This window comes from Synergistaceae bacterium (genome assembly GCA_017443945.1).
In the GTDB taxonomy this organism is placed as follows: domain Bacteria; phylum Synergistota; class Synergistia; order Synergistales; family Aminobacteriaceae; genus JAFUXM01.
Genome location: JAFSXS010000050.1, coordinates 1 through 17,535 on the forward strand (window position 1 = coordinate 1; position 17,535 = coordinate 17,535).

General features: G+C 41.1%; 15 protein-coding genes and 1 rRNA gene. 1 reads left to right on the forward strand and 15 read right to left on the reverse strand.

Annotated features, from left to right (window positions below):
• Together IJT21_04825 and IJT21_04830 are read right to left on the reverse strand one after the other, a co-directional pair.
• A 16S ribosomal RNA gene (locus IJT21_04825) occupies positions 1–333 on the reverse strand; the annotation flags it as partial.
• 446 nt (positions 334–779) lie between these two features.
• Positions 780–2,063, reverse strand: coding sequence for a Glu/Leu/Phe/Val dehydrogenase (locus tag IJT21_04830; protein ID MBQ7577579.1), 1,284 nt, complete (start codon positions 2,061–2,063; stop codon positions 780–782).
• A 172-nt stretch (positions 2,064–2,235) separates the two neighbouring features.
• Here IJT21_04830 and IJT21_04835 point away from each other — a divergent pair, with 172 nt between their 5' ends.
• Positions 2,236–2,643 carry a PaaI family thioesterase gene (locus IJT21_04835; protein MBQ7577580.1) on the forward strand — a complete coding sequence of 136 codons (408 nt, stop codon included), beginning with the start codon at positions 2,236–2,238 and terminating at the stop codon, positions 2,641–2,643.
• Here the strand turns inward: IJT21_04835 and IJT21_04840 are convergent.
• The 13 genes from IJT21_04840 to IJT21_04900 all read right to left on the reverse strand — a co-directional run bounded on the left by IJT21_04840 (position 2,640) and on the right by IJT21_04900 (position 17,519).
• Entirely contained in the window at positions 2,640–3,794 is a 1,155-nt protein-coding gene (locus IJT21_04840) for a 2-hydroxyacyl-CoA dehydratase (protein MBQ7577581.1), read from the reverse strand. The two genes, IJT21_04835 and IJT21_04840, sit on opposite strands and share 4 nt — an antisense overlap.
• Before the next feature lie 89 nt (positions 3,795–3,883).
• On the reverse strand, positions 3,884–4,837 hold the full coding sequence (locus tag IJT21_04845) for a radical SAM protein (protein ID MBQ7577582.1): 954 nt from the start codon (positions 4,835–4,837) through the stop codon (positions 3,884–3,886).
• A complete protein-coding gene (gcvH, locus tag IJT21_04850) occupies positions 4,834–5,214 on the reverse strand; it encodes a glycine cleavage system protein GcvH (protein ID MBQ7577583.1) in 381 nt (126 codons plus the stop codon). Before gcvH ends, IJT21_04845 begins: the two co-directional genes overlap by 4 nt.
• Before the next feature lie 48 nt (positions 5,215–5,262).
• On the reverse strand, positions 5,263–5,901 hold the full coding sequence (locus IJT21_04855) for a lipoate--protein ligase family protein (protein ID MBQ7577584.1): 639 nt from the start codon (positions 5,899–5,901) through the stop codon (positions 5,263–5,265).
• Positions 5,898–6,455: a hypothetical protein gene (locus IJT21_04860; protein MBQ7577585.1), complete on the reverse strand. Its 558-nt coding sequence runs from the start codon at positions 6,453–6,455 to the stop codon at positions 5,898–5,900. Before IJT21_04860 ends, IJT21_04855 begins: the two co-directional genes overlap by 4 nt.
• Positions 6,456–6,498: 43 nt before the next feature.
• Positions 6,499–7,539 (reverse strand): AAA family ATPase, encoded by a 1,041-nt coding sequence (locus IJT21_04865; GenBank protein ID MBQ7577586.1) that lies wholly within the window; start codon positions 7,537–7,539, stop codon positions 6,499–6,501.
• A 37-nt stretch (positions 7,540–7,576) separates the two neighbouring features.
• The gene (locus IJT21_04870) at positions 7,577–8,563 is read right to left on the reverse strand and encodes a hypothetical protein (protein MBQ7577587.1); all 987 of its coding nucleotides are present in this window, start codon (positions 8,561–8,563) and stop codon (positions 7,577–7,579) included.
• A 63-nt stretch (positions 8,564–8,626) separates the two neighbouring features.
• The gene (gene trxB, locus IJT21_04875) at positions 8,627–9,829 is read right to left on the reverse strand and encodes a thioredoxin-disulfide reductase (GenBank protein MBQ7577588.1); all 1,203 of its coding nucleotides are present in this window, start codon (positions 9,827–9,829) and stop codon (positions 8,627–8,629) included.
• Positions 9,830–10,152: 323 nt separating this feature from the next.
• A complete protein-coding gene (selD, locus tag IJT21_04880) occupies positions 10,153–11,214 on the reverse strand; it encodes a selenide, water dikinase SelD (GenBank protein ID MBQ7577589.1) in 1,062 nt (353 codons plus the stop codon).
• A complete protein-coding gene (gene selB, locus IJT21_04885) occupies positions 11,198–13,075 on the reverse strand; it encodes a selenocysteine-specific translation elongation factor (protein MBQ7577590.1) in 1,878 nt (625 codons plus the stop codon). The genes selD and selB overlap by 17 nt, the downstream gene beginning before the upstream one ends.
• Entirely contained in the window at positions 13,068–14,423 is a 1,356-nt protein-coding gene (gene selA, locus IJT21_04890; GenBank protein ID MBQ7577591.1) for an L-seryl-tRNA(Sec) selenium transferase, read from the reverse strand. The genes selB and selA overlap by 8 nt, the downstream gene beginning before the upstream one ends.
• A 192-nt stretch (positions 14,424–14,615) precedes the next feature.
• Positions 14,616–16,130, reverse strand: coding sequence for a BCCT family transporter (locus tag IJT21_04895; GenBank protein MBQ7577592.1), 1,515 nt, complete (start codon positions 16,128–16,130; stop codon positions 14,616–14,618).
• A 75-nt stretch (positions 16,131–16,205) separates the two neighbouring features.
• Complete coding sequence (locus IJT21_04900) at positions 16,206–17,519, reverse strand: glycine/betaine/sarcosine/D-proline family reductase selenoprotein B (GenBank protein ID MBQ7577593.1); 1,314 nt, start codon at positions 17,517–17,519, stop codon at positions 16,206–16,208.
• Between the last annotated feature and the right edge of the window lie 16 nt (positions 17,520–17,535).

A 17,535-nucleotide genomic window follows, 5' to 3' on the forward strand; every position in this document is an offset into this window, starting at 1 on the left:
GAGTCTGGGCCGTATCTCAGTCCCAGTGTGGCCGGACACCCTCTCAGGCCGGCTACCCGTCGTTACCATGGTGGGCCGTTACCCCGCCATCTAGTTGATAGGTTACGAGCACCTCCTCCAGCGCATTGCTGCTTTAACCCGAAGGCCTACGGGGTATTAGCGTTCGTTTCCAAACGTTGTCCCCCTCTGAAGGACAGCTTCTCATATTTTACTCACCAGTCCGCTGCTCCGTAAGTCTTCCGCTGTCTCCAGTTTCCAACTCCGTCGCTCAACTTGCATGTGTTACGCACGCCGCCAGCGTTTATCCTGAGCCAGGATCAAACTCTCAGTTATTTTGTTTGATTTCTAGCTATTACTTATACTTCGCTTGATTATTACACGCTGTATTAACTTGTCAATAAACTTTTTTGTTTCATCGTCTCGACCTATCGCCGAACGACAAGAAGAAATTATACACGCTTATTTTTATTTTGCAAGCCCTAATTTTGATTTATCGCAAAAAAATTTATAATTCATTGCTGCAACTAGTTCTATTATTAATTTTTTGTTGTATAATAATTATCGTTCATTCAAGCAAAGAATCCCAAGAAAAAATTTTTACTAATACTTTTACTAATATAAAAACTTGCAAATTTTTCAGCACACACAAAGACTCACAAAGAAAAAAAATTTATTAACGCAACAAAATTCGCACACAAAATTTTTGCGCAAAAAAAATCTCCCGCGAAATTAATCACGGAAGATAATTTATTATTATAAGGATACTCGACAAATAATTTTTATAGATAAACGCCTCTAAGTGCGACAATATCTGCGACTCGTTTTATCGCTGCTATATAAGCTGAACGCCTCATAGTAACTTTTTTGTCCTGCGCATAATCCCATACACGATTGAAATTTTCTTTCATGAGATTAACGAGTCTCTCGTTGTATTCCGCCTCTGTCCATGAGAATCCCTGCAAATTTTGAGCCCACTCGAAATAAGAACCGATAACACCGCCGGAGTTCGCTAAAAAGTCAGGAACAACAATAACGCCCGCATCTTTCAAAATCTCTTCGCCCTCTGGAGTCGTCGGACTATTTGCGCCCTCAAGAATATATTTTGCTTTGACTTTGCTTGCTGTGTCCTGATTAATAACACCCTGAAGCGCACAAGGTAACAGGAAATCGCAATCAAGTAAAATTGCATCATTTACGCCTAATTTCTCGCAGCCTTCTGACTCAAAGCCTTCAAGTTTGCGGCCTCTTTGCTGAGGATCTCTATTGACGTACTCAAACGCTTTAGCAATGTTAATGCCCTTAGGATTGTAATAAGTTCCTGTTGTATCACTGATTGCTACGATTGTTGAGCCTGCTTCCTGTAAAAATTTTGCTGCATAGCTTGCGACATTGCCGAAACCGTGAACAGAAATTTTTAATTTTTCGGGGTCAAGTCCTTTCAAGCGCATTAACTCGAATGCACAAGCCGCCAAGCCTCGCCCGGTTGCTTCTGTACGTCCTTTAGCGCCCCAGTAATCGATCGGTTTTCCTGTCAACATTGCGGGTTCAAAGTGTCCGAGCATTTTGCAAATTGTGTCCATGATCCAGACCATTTCTTGGCCGCCTGTATACATGTCAGGTGCTGGAATATCGCTCCAACGTCCGATAATGGGAGCAATTCTCGCGCCGAAGGTTCTCGACATTCTTTCTTTCTCGCGACGTGTTAATTTCGTAGGATCGCAGCAAATTCCGCCCTTGCCTCCGCCGTAAGGAATGCCCGCAAGTGAACATTTCCAAGTCATAATCATTGCAAGCCCTTCGCATTCGTCGCCGCTTACATCAAGAGCATAACGTATACCGCCTTTTGACGGCCCCAAAGCTGTAGAGTGCTGGATTCTATATCCTTTGAAAACTTGAACGCTGCCGTCTTCCATTTCAACCGGTACAGAGACATCGAGTCTTCGTTCGGAATAACTTAACATTGATATTAAACTTTCGCTTAAATGCATTTCGTCGGCTGCTGCGTAGAAATCGCGTAACGCCGTATCAAGTAATAAATTCGTGGATCTTCTTCTTTCTGTCATTACAATAAACACCTTCAAATAGTTAGACAATTTAAAATTTTTTCTCAAAACGGTTGCAGATTTTACGCGCCGAAATTTATTTTGTCAAATTTTGAGTTGTGCAGATACATTTTTTGTTAGCTTATATGATACAATCTTGAGCGTTCATAAAATTTTTACTGGAGCGTTGAGAATGACAGAAGCAGCAAAAATAAATCATGACGCATTAAAGACTCTCAGGGACGACATAGAATGCAAAACAGGCTTTAGAATCGTGAAAATCGAAGACGGCCTCGCAATTAGTGAGCTTGATTTACAGGAAGAACATTTTAACCCTTACGGCATACCATATGGCGGAGTGTTATTCACTATGGCGGACGATACATCTGGATTAGCTTTTATCAGTGCAGGAGGGAACGGCGTAACAGTAAACGGCCATGTTGATTATTTACGAGGTTCGAGGGACGCGCAAAAATTAATCTGTACCGCAAAAGTGAGAAAAGCCGGCAGAAGAATCCATTATATTGACGCTGATATAGTAAATGAAAAAGGGTTAGACCTCTGCCGATTTAAATTCGTGTTTCTTAATCTTGACAGTTAAGCTGCTGAGTCGTTCATAATTTCTATGAATGCGCCGAGTCTTGTTTCGATTTGGCCGCTGTCAGTTGTCGAGAAATCTGTATCAAGCCTCAAATACGGCAGCTTTAAATCATTTTGCGCAATTTGCATAGTGTTATATGCTTCAACCGCGAAAGTGTGGCACCCCTGCAAAATTATTTCTATAACGCCGTTGACTTGATATTCATTTACGAGAGATTTTATGTCATCAAAGCGCGCATTATTAGGACTCATGACTGAGCAGTTAATCTTCAAGTAACGTTCGGCAAGTGCTTTATAAGGGTCGTTATTATTCTCGTCGACAAGAAATTTTTGCGTTCTCGGCCCTGCACAGTTATCGGCGCAAACGTAATCGGCTCCGAGTTCCTCAAGACGCTTTATGACTTTATCGCGCACTCCTGCATTAGGACAGCCTGTAATTAAGACTCTTGGGCGGTTATCTGCATTTTCGCGGACTCGTTCTCTAAATTCGCGGGTGATTCTCTTAACTTTCTCGATTAAGTCATCATCAGTAAAATGAAAGTCTATGCTCTCTGCGACTGTGCTTAATTCATAACCTGACACGGGAGAAGGCTTAATTTTTGCGACCTCGTACAAATCTACTATTGCACGGCGTAATTTATTGCGGTAAACAATAGCTTCATGCAATTTTTCGGGAGTGATAGTAACGTCAAATAATTTTTCGAGGAATCTTGCAGCACGTTTAATTTCGGCAGTCCAAGACTCTAACGCTAATTCTTGATCGCGTCCCTGCGGCAGATTCATAACGTGAACGGGTTTAATCAAGCTCATTAGCTCATACATTTTCTTTTTGCCGTCGCAGGTAGTCTCGGCCAATATCCCGTCAGAAAAATAGAAAAACGGGCATTGATCGCTTATAGCCATTCCGTAACTAGCTTTGATTAACGGGCATAAAGTTTTTGGGAGTCTCGTCTCAGCTTCTGGGATTCCCTGCTCGCTTTTACCGCATAGACCTACAGAGATAGCTCCGGCAGCATTGATAATTTCTAAAGGAGTGTACGAACAGAAGCAGCCGATAACTTTTTTCCCGCTCTGTTTGGCCTCATAAAGACTCATAAAAGATTTTTTGCGGGCATCGTTGAAAGTCTCGAAATTTTTCGGTAGTGAAAGCATAAAATTTTTTCCCCCTCGTTAAAGATTATTGCTTAAATCGTAAATGGGAATCACAAAACTTGCAATAATGAATAAAATAATAATATTTCTTACTCAATGCCCCAGCTTGACCACCGTTTTAGCTCGTATTGCTTGAGATCTCCTGACTCTATTTCGCTAATGGCCGAGTCTATGCGATTTAATAATTTTTCGCGGTGTAATGGGATTCTGCCCTTGATGGGAAATAAATTAGTCTTGTGAGTCGCGTCCCAGATCGTTGAAATATTTAATTGCGATAAAATTTCCCGGCCTTCTTTGAGAGCTTCAAAAGGGGGCATTCTGTGAAATTCGTGATTCCTGACTTTTTCTACCAACCGCGCGCCCTTAAATAATACGAGCGTTACAACTGTTAATTGAAAGGGGTTAGCTTGATTCAATAAATTTATAGTTCCGCTAATATGACTCTCTGACATGTCAAGCCCGCCAAGACCCAGCATTATATAACACGAATATTTTATATTTGCATCGTCAAGCATTTTCATGGCCTGTAGATTTTGTGCGCTGGTTACGCCCTTATTGTGAAAATTTAATACTTCGTCGGAACCTGACTCAATGCCTATACATAATCTATCAAAGCCGGAGTCATGCAAAATTTTTAGCTCGTCTTGAGTCTTGCCTGTTATGTCGTCTGAACGCGCGAAACTTGAAATATATTCTACTTCCGGAAAATTTGATTTGATCATAGTTGCAATTTGCAGCAATTTATCAGGCTTCAACACAAAAGGATTGCCCCCAGCTAATAAAAATCTCTTGGCCGAGTCAATTTTTTCATCATGGATAACGCGCAATTTTTTGATATTTGACTCGATCTCATCAAGTGAAAGCTCCCGAAATTTTTTGTGCTGATTCAGGTCGCAATACAAACATTTATTGTAACTGCAGCTTATTGTAACGGGAATCTGTATAGTATAAGCCTCCGCCATAGGGACATAATAATAAAATCCGTATTCGCCGTAAATTTCGCGTTTGAGTGCGTTAATTTGCTGTATTCGATTTTGAGTCATGATAAAAATTTTTTGTACTCGCCGACGTTCATTAAATTATCAAGTTCTGAAATATCATCGGGTTTAATTTCTATCAGCCAGCCATCGCCGAACGGGTCAATATTGACAATTGCGGGAGATTCTTTAATTGCGTCATTAACTTTCACGACAACGCCCGACACAGGAGAAATTATTTCACTCACTGATTTAGTAGCTTCGATTGAGCCAAACGAGTCCCCAGCTTTTAAACGCGTGTTGACCGGACAAATTTCAACGTAAACAATGTCGCCTAAAGATTTTTGCGAGTAGTCATCAATTCCGACTCGGACAATATCATTTATTTTTTCTGTCCATTCGTTATTTTTCGTGTATAACAAATTATTCTTGAATTCTATCATGATTATATTCTCCTTTTATATAATTTTATCAACATTACGGCGCACAAGTTAAATTTTATTATTCCAGTCAGGATTTAAATATTTATCGAGCATTAATTTTTTCACTGGACTATAATTAATCTCAGGGAGTCCGCACGGGAAATTTATATTTTCGCGCAAAAGTGTCATAAATTCCTGAATATTTATATCGCGGGTCAAAAAATTTTTCAGATTCGCAACTTTCCCCGAACGCCTTAAAACTTTTTGTATAATGCTCAAGTCCGAGTCAAATAATAATGTCCCGTGATGAAGTAAAATATTATTCCTGCGATATTGTGCCATTCCCGAAAATTTATAATCATTCACGAGTAAATCATTATGATTAAATGTCAGCACGCCATTAACGCCGATTTTAGAAAGCGCATTTATTATCACGCCAGCAAAGAACTTGAGAGAATAATTTTTCTTGTCATGCAGGATAAAGCTGTAATTTATATTTCCTAAATCGTGATAGACTGCGCCTCCGCCGGAATTTCGCCGAACGATTTTAATATTATTCTCGCGCACAAAATTTATATTTACCTCGTCAATATTAGTGAATCTGCCGAGAATTACTGCGGGTTCATTCTGCCACAGAAAAAAGCACTCACGGCCAAGAGTGAATAAATATTCTTCATAAGCTAAATTAAACGCCGGATTATTCTTCATGTCAGCTGCTCTATTATGCCTACAAGTTTTATAATGAAGTCCCTGCACTCTTCAACATCTTTTATGCTTATATTGTCATAGGCCATTATTGCGGGATTCCAGTCTGACTCGTGAGATATTTTATTGCGCCTTCTCACGTAAAGAGCGAGCATATTTTTCAAGTCTTCAGATTTTATATTTATGATCGGTGATGCTTTGCTCCAGAAATTTTTTATTGCAAACTGATTCATGACAAAATCTATGGTACTAGGCGCTTGAAATGAGTATTTTTCCAGACGTTTTCTCACGTGAGCGCGTAAAATTTCCTGTCTCGAATTTATATCAGGCTCGTTTAATATTTTCTTGACATCAGATAAATTTACGTCAAAATCGTTCGTCAAATCCGGTGAAATATCAAAAGTGTTAGAAATTATATTATCCTCTAGTATTCCATGAAGATATGTATCAAACGCGCTAAGAATCATCGAGAACAACGACCGCAGCAACACGCCGGCATCTAAATTTTTTGCGTTGTCTTCAATGTATGAGCATATTAATAGACCGTCATTAATCATGTTTATATTACGCTCGAAAATTTTTTTGCGGATCATATTCATTTTATTGCGTTAATTCAATTATTCTATCAGCTAGTGAATTATAAAGCAGCTTGAACCAATTTAATGTCCTTCGCTGGCCTTCAGTTGCGGAGTTAAGAGTAATATCAAAAACTGGTATTCCCTGCTCGTTGGATATTGCAATTAACTTGTTAAAATTTGAAATTTGAGCGAGGCAATATTCATTACTATAATTTACGTTGTCATTCTTGAATTTTGCGCGCATATTCTCGTAAGCTGTAGAATATTTTTCCCGTGATAATAACATATTTGCTTGCGATAATGCAGGAATGAGCGATTTATTTATTTCGTCAGCGATTCTGTCAATAAATGCCTGAAACGATTTTTGCGGATTTCCGCGCGTTAAATTAAAATCGTTGACAGTATAGCCCAAAAATTTAGGAGTAACGGATGATAATTTATATTCTGCGTTGTTAAAAATTGTTCTAGCTTCCACTGCCCAGCGTTCCCACGACGGCAAAACACGAGATAAAGATCTTATTGCCATAATCGAGAAATAATCAGGTGAAGTAGGCACGATAAAATAATCCGATGTCAACAAAACGTCTTTATTAATCGCGCTTAAACTGGGATTCATGTCAAATAAAACGTAATCGATATTGTATTTATTGCAGGTCTGCTCGACTAAGTAATTTAATGCTCCGGGCAAATTCTGCATTGAAGTTAATGCGCTGCTTGATAACTGCATTGCTATTCCAAGCTGGACTTCATTTTCTGTAAAATCTAAATTACCGGGCAGCAAATAAAGATTTTTCCCGGCTTGATAACAATCTGCGGCTTCTATTAAACGAGGCTGGGACTTATAAGCAGGTAAGAGACAGTCATAGATATTATTTCTATTTTCTTCCTCGCAAAATTTTTCGTAATTGTCATATCCCATAGCATATAATGTCAAATTGCACTGTGCGTCGGTATCTACGAGAAGGACAATTTTATTTTTCTTTGCCAGTGCTGAGCCTAAATTAAATGTCGTTGTAGTCTTGGAGACTCCGCCCTTGTGATTAAATATAGCTATTCTCTTCATAAAATTTTATTCTCCCTCTGATATAAAGTTTTCTGAATTATTCTCCGTCGGGTGCATCGGGGCGCATGATTCTTACTGTCTCCTCCTGAAACCAGTCATAAATTGTGCGTTTTTGTGCGTGCTGATTCTTGAGTCTCTCAATGCTCGAACCTAGAATAAATAACGGATTCACGGGATTAATTAATTCATGGCCGAACTTGCGCAGAGTCAGAGTCAAATTTTCAAGCTCATTTTCTGTGTCAGTGATAAATGCTAATAGATTCCAGTCTTCGTTCTCGTCGTGGTCGATGTCAAACCAGCCGGGGAGAAAAATTCTGCGCTGTTCCGTCATGAAAATATGCAGCTTGCCTATAAATATTAGCAGACTCTCATAATCGCCCGAAAATTTTTGCACAAACAATCTATCAGCGTCAAGAAATTTATATTTATCAGATTCTAATTGCGGGTAATTCTTGTAGTGATTGAAATCTGCCCTGGCACGCAAAACAAAATCAACGCATAAATTTCCGTAGCACAAATTATTAGCTTTTGCCCATTCATCAAGACTCGTTTGTCCGGGAGCTTGAAATTTTCTCGCGCTGACTCCTGAATTAGGGAAATCTGCAAGAAATTTTTTTATCTCGTTTGACTCCGGCCAGATAGCTTTTACTTGTTCACCGTCGAACTTAAAATATTTATCATCAGCAAGACACGGCATAATCGGAAAATTTTCGCGCGTCGTAATTTCTTTAATGCCCCAGTCCGTGAGAAATGCGCGATCCATTAATTGAGCCATGAGATTCAAATTTAACATTTCGCGAGCTTTTGACTCACTCGTTATTATTTCTCCTGAAGGCGTGAGAGGCAAATATAAATCTTTTGCGGCCTGTTCGCGTGTATTAATGCCCTTTTCCGTAAGCACGTAAATATTATTAATTCGCGCTAAATCGCCTGATTCACATAAAATTTTCAACGAGTCCGGATTCTCTCCTGCAAGTGTTACAGTCTCCTCGTCCCAGCACGGCAAATCGCGAGTGAACAACAATAATAAATTTTCCATAATCATAATAAAAACGGGGAAATCATGAACGACTCCCCCGCAAAAATTTTACGCTAAAACCTTTTCTATATCGTCAGCTGATTTAATTTCGCATACATCAGAGACGACACCGCTTTTAAGCACTGCAAACGCCGGCAATTTTCCGGAAAGCCCTAATTTTTCAGTCATGCGCGCATTTCTGTAGCCGTCAATAACAGGAATCTTAACGCCCTTTGCCTTTGCTGACTGTTCGACAACGTTAGACAATTTCACCTGTGATTCGTCAATGCTCGAATAGAAAAATGCTTTGACCTCTTCAGGCTCTAACAACGTAGCTTTTAAGTGCAACTGCTCATTAATATATGAAGATGCCGCCATAGCTGCGACTGCTCCGTCTGCTGCTGCTGTAATGACTTGACGTAAATATTTGCTTCTGACATCACCGGCCGCAAAGATTCCTTCAACTGATGTTTCCATATGATCGTTTGTGATGATCCATCCGCCTCGTTCAGCCTTTACGAGACCTCTAACGCATTCGTCGTCGGGTTCCTGACCTACGAACATAAAGACTCCGGAGACTGCAAGATTTGAAATTTCGCCGGTTTTGACATTCTTTAATACGAGATTCTCGACCATTCCATCGCCCTCAATTTTTTCGACGACGGTATTATAAACGGGTTCGATTTTGGGATTTGCGAGTGCTTGTGCGATTGCTGCCCGGTCTGCTCTGAACTCGTCGCGCCTATGAATGATATAAACTTTTGACGCAAATTTTGTGAGATAGCCGCCTTCTTCAACTGCTGTGTTACCGCCTCCGACGACAGCGACTTCTAAATCTTCAAAGAATGCCCCGTCACAAACTGCACAGAAACTAACGCCTTGGCCGATATGCTCTGCTTCACCTTCACAGCCGAGTCTCTTAAAGTGTGCGCCGGTTGCGACGATAACTGCTTCTGCTTCGATTTCGTTTGCCTGGCCGCTCTTATGAGTGATGATAACTTTTTTGTCGCCGCGTAATTCGACTTTGCTGTCATCTACCATGCGAATCTCAGTATTAAACTTTAGCGCGTGATTCTTGAGTAAGTCGCCGAGTTCCGGGCCTGTTGCATGAGCTACACCGGGATAATTTTCTATTTCGTCAGTAATATTAATTTGTCCGCCTGTTGCAGCTTTCTCAAGGACTAATACATCAAGTCCGGCGCGTCTTCCGTAAATTGCTGCGCTCATACCTGCGGGGCCTGCTCCGATGATAACTAGTTCGTGTTTCTCCATTTGTTAATTAATACTTCCTTCCTAAAAATTTTTATTAGCTATGTCATAAATAAATGACTCTAACTACAATTTTATATCAGCTATAAATTTTTTCGTTGTTCGCGCTACCCCTTGAATCCGGGTGGGCGGGTGGGAAGAACGAACGATATTCGCGCGATAAACCCCCTCGCAATTATTAGCCTAACATTATAATTTATATATTACGCTAATTACTATAACAGCTACACTTTAGTACTTGTAAAAAATTTTTTCCTGCACTCGGGGCACCCCTAAAACCCGTTCCCCCGAACCCCCTCCCCGCCCGGAAGTCGTGCAATAACATATTACTGCAAATTAATTTTCCCTGCACCGGCCTTAAACTCTCCGATAATTTGTGCGTGTTCAAAGCCGATATTTTTAACGTGAGTCAATAATTCATTTGCTTTGTCATCACTCACTGCGAGCAACAAACCTCCCGATGTCTGAGCGTCAAATATCAAATCCAAGTCCGAGCGTGCGCAGTCATAACCATTTATAAATTTTTCAAATGCTGCCTGATTCCTGTATGCGCCTTCAGGAACGAGTCCCATATCTGCAAGATCTTTAACGCCAGGAATAGCCGGTAATTTCTCAACAAATAAATCACAGTCAATATTTTCGCCTAACATGTCAGCTAAATGACCAGCCAAGCCGAATCCCGTAACATCAGTAGCAGCGTGAATATTTTTGTGCAGGTCGTCGGGCAGATTCAACATATTTAATTTCTTCATGCTTGACTCGGCGTGAGTGCGCGTTAATTCATTCTCGATCATGTCAGCTTTTATGGCCGTTATTGCTATTCCTGTGCCTAATTGCTTTGTCAAAATCAATTTGTCGCCCGGTTTAGCTCCTGTTGTGCGCCATAATTTATTTTTCTCGACTTCACCATAAACAACAAGTCCGTATTTAGGTTCATCATCCTGCACGCTATGACCTCCAACCAAGAAAGCCCCCGCCGAACGAACGCGGTCAAAGCCTCCCTCTAAAATTTTGCTCAAGACTTCAATCTCTAAATATTTTGTCGGGAAGCAGACGACATTTAACGCAACAATCGGACGGCCTCCCATCGCAAAAACGTCGCTGATTGAATTTGCAGCCGCTATCTGTCCCCATGTAAAAGCGTCATCTACTACGGGCGTTATAAAATCTATTGTGAGAATGCCGAGCCGGTTAGAGTCAATTTCGAAAATTGCTGCGTCCTCGTTGCCGTTCCATGAAGCTAAGACTCTATCGCCGTAAACTTGCGGGATTCCTGACAAAACTTTTTGTAGATCCGCCGGACCTATTTTCGCTGCTCACCCGCTTGAATGCGATAATTCAGTGAGTCGCTTTTTTCCGAGCTGGCTATTATCATAACAGCACGACACGATAATCACCTGCCCTGCGAGTAAAGCCCTTAGAGTCAAAATATTCAAGAATGGGCAAAATAAATTTTCTTGTGCTTCCGGTTGCGTCTCTTACTTGTGCTAACGTAAATTTTTCGCCAAAAGTTTTTATAATCCCGCGTAACTCCTTCTCTAAATCAGCAATCAATACATAACCTTCAGGAATCAACGCAAGCTCGCCTTTATTTCTCATTGCCTGAATTAATTTCGTGAAAGTCTTGTCAGGTAAATTTATTTCGCGCTTGAGTTCGTCAATAGTGATTAACTGCCATTTATGAGTCATGCAAATTTTAGTGATTAATTCTTTATTGCGAGTGAAAGCCTCATCATTTTCCGGCACAAAATCAGGAGTACGCAATTTATTATTGTCAAGAACGATTAATTTTTTCTCGACAGCAAGATTTATTAACGCCCGTGAAAAATTTGCGCTCTCTAACGGCATACCAGACTCAGAAGAAAAATGTTTATGATAGTCCTTCACAGAATTTATTAACGAGTCTAGTAATTCACTGCAATATTTCGGCGATAAATAATTATTGTCAAGCTCGATAATTTTTCCTGAATCAATTAAATTTTTCGCGATTTTCTCAAGATTTGCGGGTATGTCTTGAATCATTTGCACTGCACTAATTTTATCAATGCTGCCGGACTCGTTAATCAAGTATTCTAACCTTTTTGCTTGGTCATTCTTGGCCGCGATTAAATTATTTATGCGATTCAAAATTTTTGCTCTGGGTGCTGCTCCTCTGGGCTTGTAAGAGTACGGATAAATTATTTCTCCGCCTCCTATCGTTATTAACGGGCTGTAAAAGCGCATTATAAATCTTTGTGCGAACGTACAGACAATAGGCTCTTCAAGAACTAACTGCGCGGGCTGAGAGTCTCCCGGTTCTATCTGCTTTGCGTTCAATAAAGAGACTCGCGCTAACACTTCAGAAGTTCCCGTACAAATATGAACTCGCTGCCAATGCTTTAAAGGCTCCTTCACTGAGTCTAAAATTTTTAAGACCGCTTCAAAACATTTAGTCGGCTTGAATATACTTTTTTGACAGACGACATCTCCGCGCGTAATTTCGTCTATGTCAATCCCGGCCAAGTTAGCTGCGACCCGTTGACCTGCAAAGGCTTCATTAACATTTTGTCCGTGAACTTGAAGAGTTCTGACTCGGCCTTCACATCCGGAAGGTAAGACTTCGATTTTATCGCCGGGCTTTGCTGTTCCGTGATAAGCAGTCCCAGTTATAACAGTTCCGAAACCTGATATGACAAATGCTCTATCAACCGGCAGGAAAAAAGCTCCTGTTCGTGGTCTAGGTTTTACGCGGTTAATTAACGATTTTATTTCTTCACGCAATGAGTCAAGATTTTCACCCGTTATGCTCGAAACTGGTACTATTGCTTTATTCTCTAAAAATGTCCCGCGCACAAATTCCCGAACATCATCAAGAACTAAATCTAACATTCCGGGCTCGTCTTGAATCCTGTCAATTTTCGTAACAGCTATCAAACCATCATGAACGCCAAGTAACTCCATGATTGCTAAATGCTCGCGGGTCTGAGGCATAATACTTTCATCAGCAGCAACAACGAGCAGAGCCGCATCAATTCCCGACGCACCAGCCACCATTTGACGTATAAATTTTTCATGGCCTGGAACGTCTATAACGCTTATGACTCGCCCGTCATCGAGCTTCAACGGTGCAAAGCCTAATTCTATTGTGATTCCCCGGCGCTTTTCCTCGATTAATCTATCGCAATTTATTCCGGTCAGTGCGTTAATTAATGCTGTCTTGCCGTGATCTATGTGGCCTGCTGTACCGATTACAAGTGAGATTTCAGACATTTAATACACCTTCAAGCGAGTTAATAATTATTTCCTCGTCGCCTTCCTGCAATGTTCTGACGTGTAAGACAAGCTCATCATCACGGGCACCGCACAAAATCGGCACTTCAAGACCACGCAGCAATTTTTGAATATAACCGGCTGAAAAATTTTTATGCTTTACTGCGACTCCATAGCCGGATAATTTTATTTCAGGACATGACCCACCGCCCGCAGCGTCTTCGATTTCTATGACTCTTACATTTGCAGAAATTTTTTGCGCTAATCTTTCAGCGAGAGAGTCAGCCCTTGCACGCATAAATTCAGGAGTCAAACGCAACATTTTCAACGTAGGAATCTCATCATATAATCCGCGTGAATAAAGCCTCATAGTTGACTCAAAGCCTGCTAACGTAACTTTATCGACTCTTAATGCGCGCGCTAAAGGATATTTCTTGAGCTTGTCAACGAGATTCTTTTTTCCGACAATGCCGCCGATTTGTGGTCCGCCTAAAATTTTATCGCCTGAAAATGTTACGAGATCTGCGCCCTGTTCGAGACATGATTTAATGCTTATTTCGCCGCTGTTGGCAGGAAGATTTATTATTTCAGAATCAAGCATTAACCCGCTTCCGGCATCTTCCATGAAGATTAAATTTTTCTCGTGTGCAAGTTTTGCGAGTTCTTTGCGTTCGGGAGCTGTAGTAAATCCCTCTATCCTGAAATTTGACGGGTGAACCTTCAATAACATTTTTGTGTTGTCAGTGATTGCGCGTTCGTAGTCAAATAAATGAGTGCGATTTGTTGTTCCTGTCTCGATTAAATTTGCGCCGCTTAACTGCATAATATCAGGGATTCTAAATGAGCCGCCTATTTCGACGAGTTCTCCGCGTGAGACTATGACATCAAAATTTTTTGCTAGTGCGCTCAATGCAAGAAGGACAGCCCCGGCATTATTATTTACGACGAGTGCCGACTCTGCTCCGGTCAATGCGCATAAAAGCTCTTCAACGTGAGAATTTCTCTGACCCCGTGCACCTTGTTTCAGGTCATATTCTAAATTTGAATAACTTGACGCGATTTCGGACATAGATTTTACTGCTTCATGTGCAATTAATGAACGGCCTAAATTTGTATGAATTATTACGCCTGCAGCATTGATTACGCGCTTTAAACTGGGAGTCAGTGCAGAGGCAAACGAATTTACGCAAGAGTCCTTAAATGAGTCAAACGAGAAAATAAATTCTTCATCGTGCAAAATTTTTTGTCTAATTAGTGATAATTCCTGATTGATTATGCGCTTGACTCTGATTCTGCCGAGAGAATCCAGCCATTTTTTGACCCATTCAGAATTTAATATTATATCCATTGACGGAATAGCTTTTAATTTCTCTCTCTGCCCATTATCGGACACTTTGAAACACTCCCCCTAAAAATTTTTGATTATCATATCATGTTTATTCAGCGCGTAAATCACAAAATGCCTTCCCGCTAACCCCCACCCAATCCCCCCCGCCCCCCTTTCCAACCCCAAAGGGGGGAGAGAAGATAAAAGATTAAATCATAATTTACCCTCGTGCTCGTCCTTGTTGAGAGATTTCCATAACGATATGCACGCACACACCATGATAATAGCAAAAGGAGGTGCTGCCGTTAATGAAATTGTCTGCAAATTCTGTAGTCCTCCCGTCATTAATAAAACTATCGCTAAAGCGGCCATTAATACGCCCCAGACTCCCATTTTTGATTTCGACGGATTCAAATCGCCGTGATTCGAGTACATCGAGAGAACAAATGTAGCTGAATTAGCACTCGTTACAAAAAATGTAGTTATCAACACTAGCATTATAACTGACATAATAAAGCCCAACGGATAATATTTATATAACGCGAAGACTCCAACTGAAATATCCTTTGTAACCTGTGCTGCAATGTCGATTCCCTTCACTAACTGTAAATGAAGTGCTGACGTTCCGAAAATTGCAAACCACGTGAAGCTCCCTAACGCAGGAACAATAAGAACTCCCGCAACAAATTCCGCAATCGTACGGCCTCTTGAAATTCTCGCAACAAATGAGCCGACAAATGGTGCCCACGCAATCCACCACGCCCAATAATAAAGCGTCCAATTTTTAAGATGGTCTGCGTACTTGCCTCCGTAAGGTGCCATCATGAAACTTTCTTTGACGAGTCCGCTTGTGAAATCGCCGATCCCTGTCATTAAAGATTCAACGATGGGAAGTGAAGGCCCTAATACGAATAATCCCATCATTAAAAGAAGACATATAAATAAATTCAGATTTGCTACAAATTTTATGCCCTTGTCGATTCCAAGCACCGCCGAACCTGTATATAAGACTGCGAGAATAATTATAATCACAACTTGAATCATCGTAGTTTTGTCAATGTGCATAATTTCATTCAAGCCGCTATTTAATTGCAGAGTCCCAAGCCCTAATGATGTAGTAATCCCGGCAAGTGTCGCGAAAATTGCAAGAACGTCTACAAATTTCCCAAAAAAGCCGTCAACAGCCTTCTGACCCACTAACGGAATAAATAAGGAACTTATTAAACCTGGAGAATTACGCCTGAATTGATAATAAGCCATCGGCATAGCTATAACTGCATAACCTGCCCAAGGATGTAACCCCCAGTGAAAAAATGAAATCTGCATCGCGTCTCTTGCTGCCTGAATGCTGCCGGGTTCTGCTCCAAAAGGTGTGTTCCCAAAATGTATTAAAGGTTCGCCAGCTCCATAAAAAACGAGTCCGACTCCCATTCCCGCAGAAAATAACATTGCAAACCATGATATATTACTGTGTTCCGGTCTGTCTTCAGGTTTGCCGAGTCTCACGTGTTTAAATCTGCTGAAGGCCATACATATGCAGAATAATACAAAACTGTTCATCGTCAATAAATAGCCCCAGCCGAAATATTTTGTTAAGCCTCCGAAAAGTGAATTAGCGAAATTTCCGAAGTTCTCAGGGAGGAATAATCCCCATGCTACTATTGCGAATGTGATTACGATAGAAATTATATAGACGGAATTACTTTTTTTATTTGCGTTATCAGACATTAAAAATTTCAGCTCCTTTGCGTGTATACAAAATAAAGCCGGAGGTTTTGACTCGCCCCCGGCCATGATTATCGCTTAAAACTTTGACGGAAATACTGTCGGCTCTTCTACTTTTGTAGCAAGTGCGTCGAGTGCTGCTCCTACACGGCTTGTGCGTAACTGCCACTCTGCTTCCTTGCTGAGTTCAGGATCTCCCAAAGGATAAGGAACTGAAACGGTTTGTACCATTCTATTAGCTCCGACAGTTTTTGCAACATCGATTAAGTTGCACATAACTGTAACAGGAATCCCACTGCGCTCGATTTCTTTTGCCATCGTTGCACCGCAACGCGTACAGGTGCCTCAGGTTGAAGTTAATATTACTGCGTCAACATTTGCTGCGTGAAGTTCCTGCGCGATTTCCTTTCCGAACTTGGCCGCAAATGCCTGTGTTGTTCCTGTTCCTACTGTTACATAGAAATAATCATAAAGTTTTCCGATTTTGCCCTGCTTCTCGAAATAACGCATTGCATCAACGGGCACGCCTCTATCAGGTACGGCGCACATTGCTGCGGGGTCAAATCCTGCGTGAATGGTCTTGAAGACTCCTTCAGGTAAATTATCAAGTTTGGAGATGTCATATTTGCCCCATTTCTGCGCGCTTGCACTCTGGATTCTGTCGGGGTTGTCAACGGGAACGACTCCGCTTGATGATACAAGAGCGATTGTTGCTTTGCTGAGATCTTTAACGGGTTCTGCAGGCGGAATTTTTTCCATTGCAGGAATAATTAATTCTGTCTGGAAGGGTTCGCCGTTAATTTTCTTCAGGAGCATATCAATAACTCTATCAGCTGCCATTACTCCGTTTGGCTCGGGAATCTCTGAACGAACACCACGCGGGAAATAACCTTCTTGAGCTGCCGGTAATAATTCCTCACCCTTTGCAATTTTCTTAGCAAATGCTGCCATAGGCGTAATATCCTGCTTCATGAAAGTTGCTTTGCGTCCGCCCTTGAAAATGTATGCGACTGATTTATACTCTTCAACGCCGGGATTCTCTTCGTTCATTGAACTAATTACAGGCACATTATAACGCTCTTTAACGGCCTTGCAGACAATACCGCAACCCACGCCGTAACGTCCGGCCATGAACGCAGGCCCAGCAAAAAATATCCCGAACTCTTTAGTGTCCAAGAACGCAAAAATTTCTTTGAGGGCTTCTTCCGTGTGATTCGTTATATAGTTGTCGCCGCAAACGATTGTGTTCGTAACTTCGATTTCCGGCTTGACCATCGCATTAAGCATCATAGAGCAGCCGATTAAACCATCATGAAAAATCGGAGTCTGGTCTGCTTTATCTTCTCCGCCGATTTGGCCGAAAAACTGATTTATATAGTGAATAGCTTTCATTCTTAATCTCACCCCT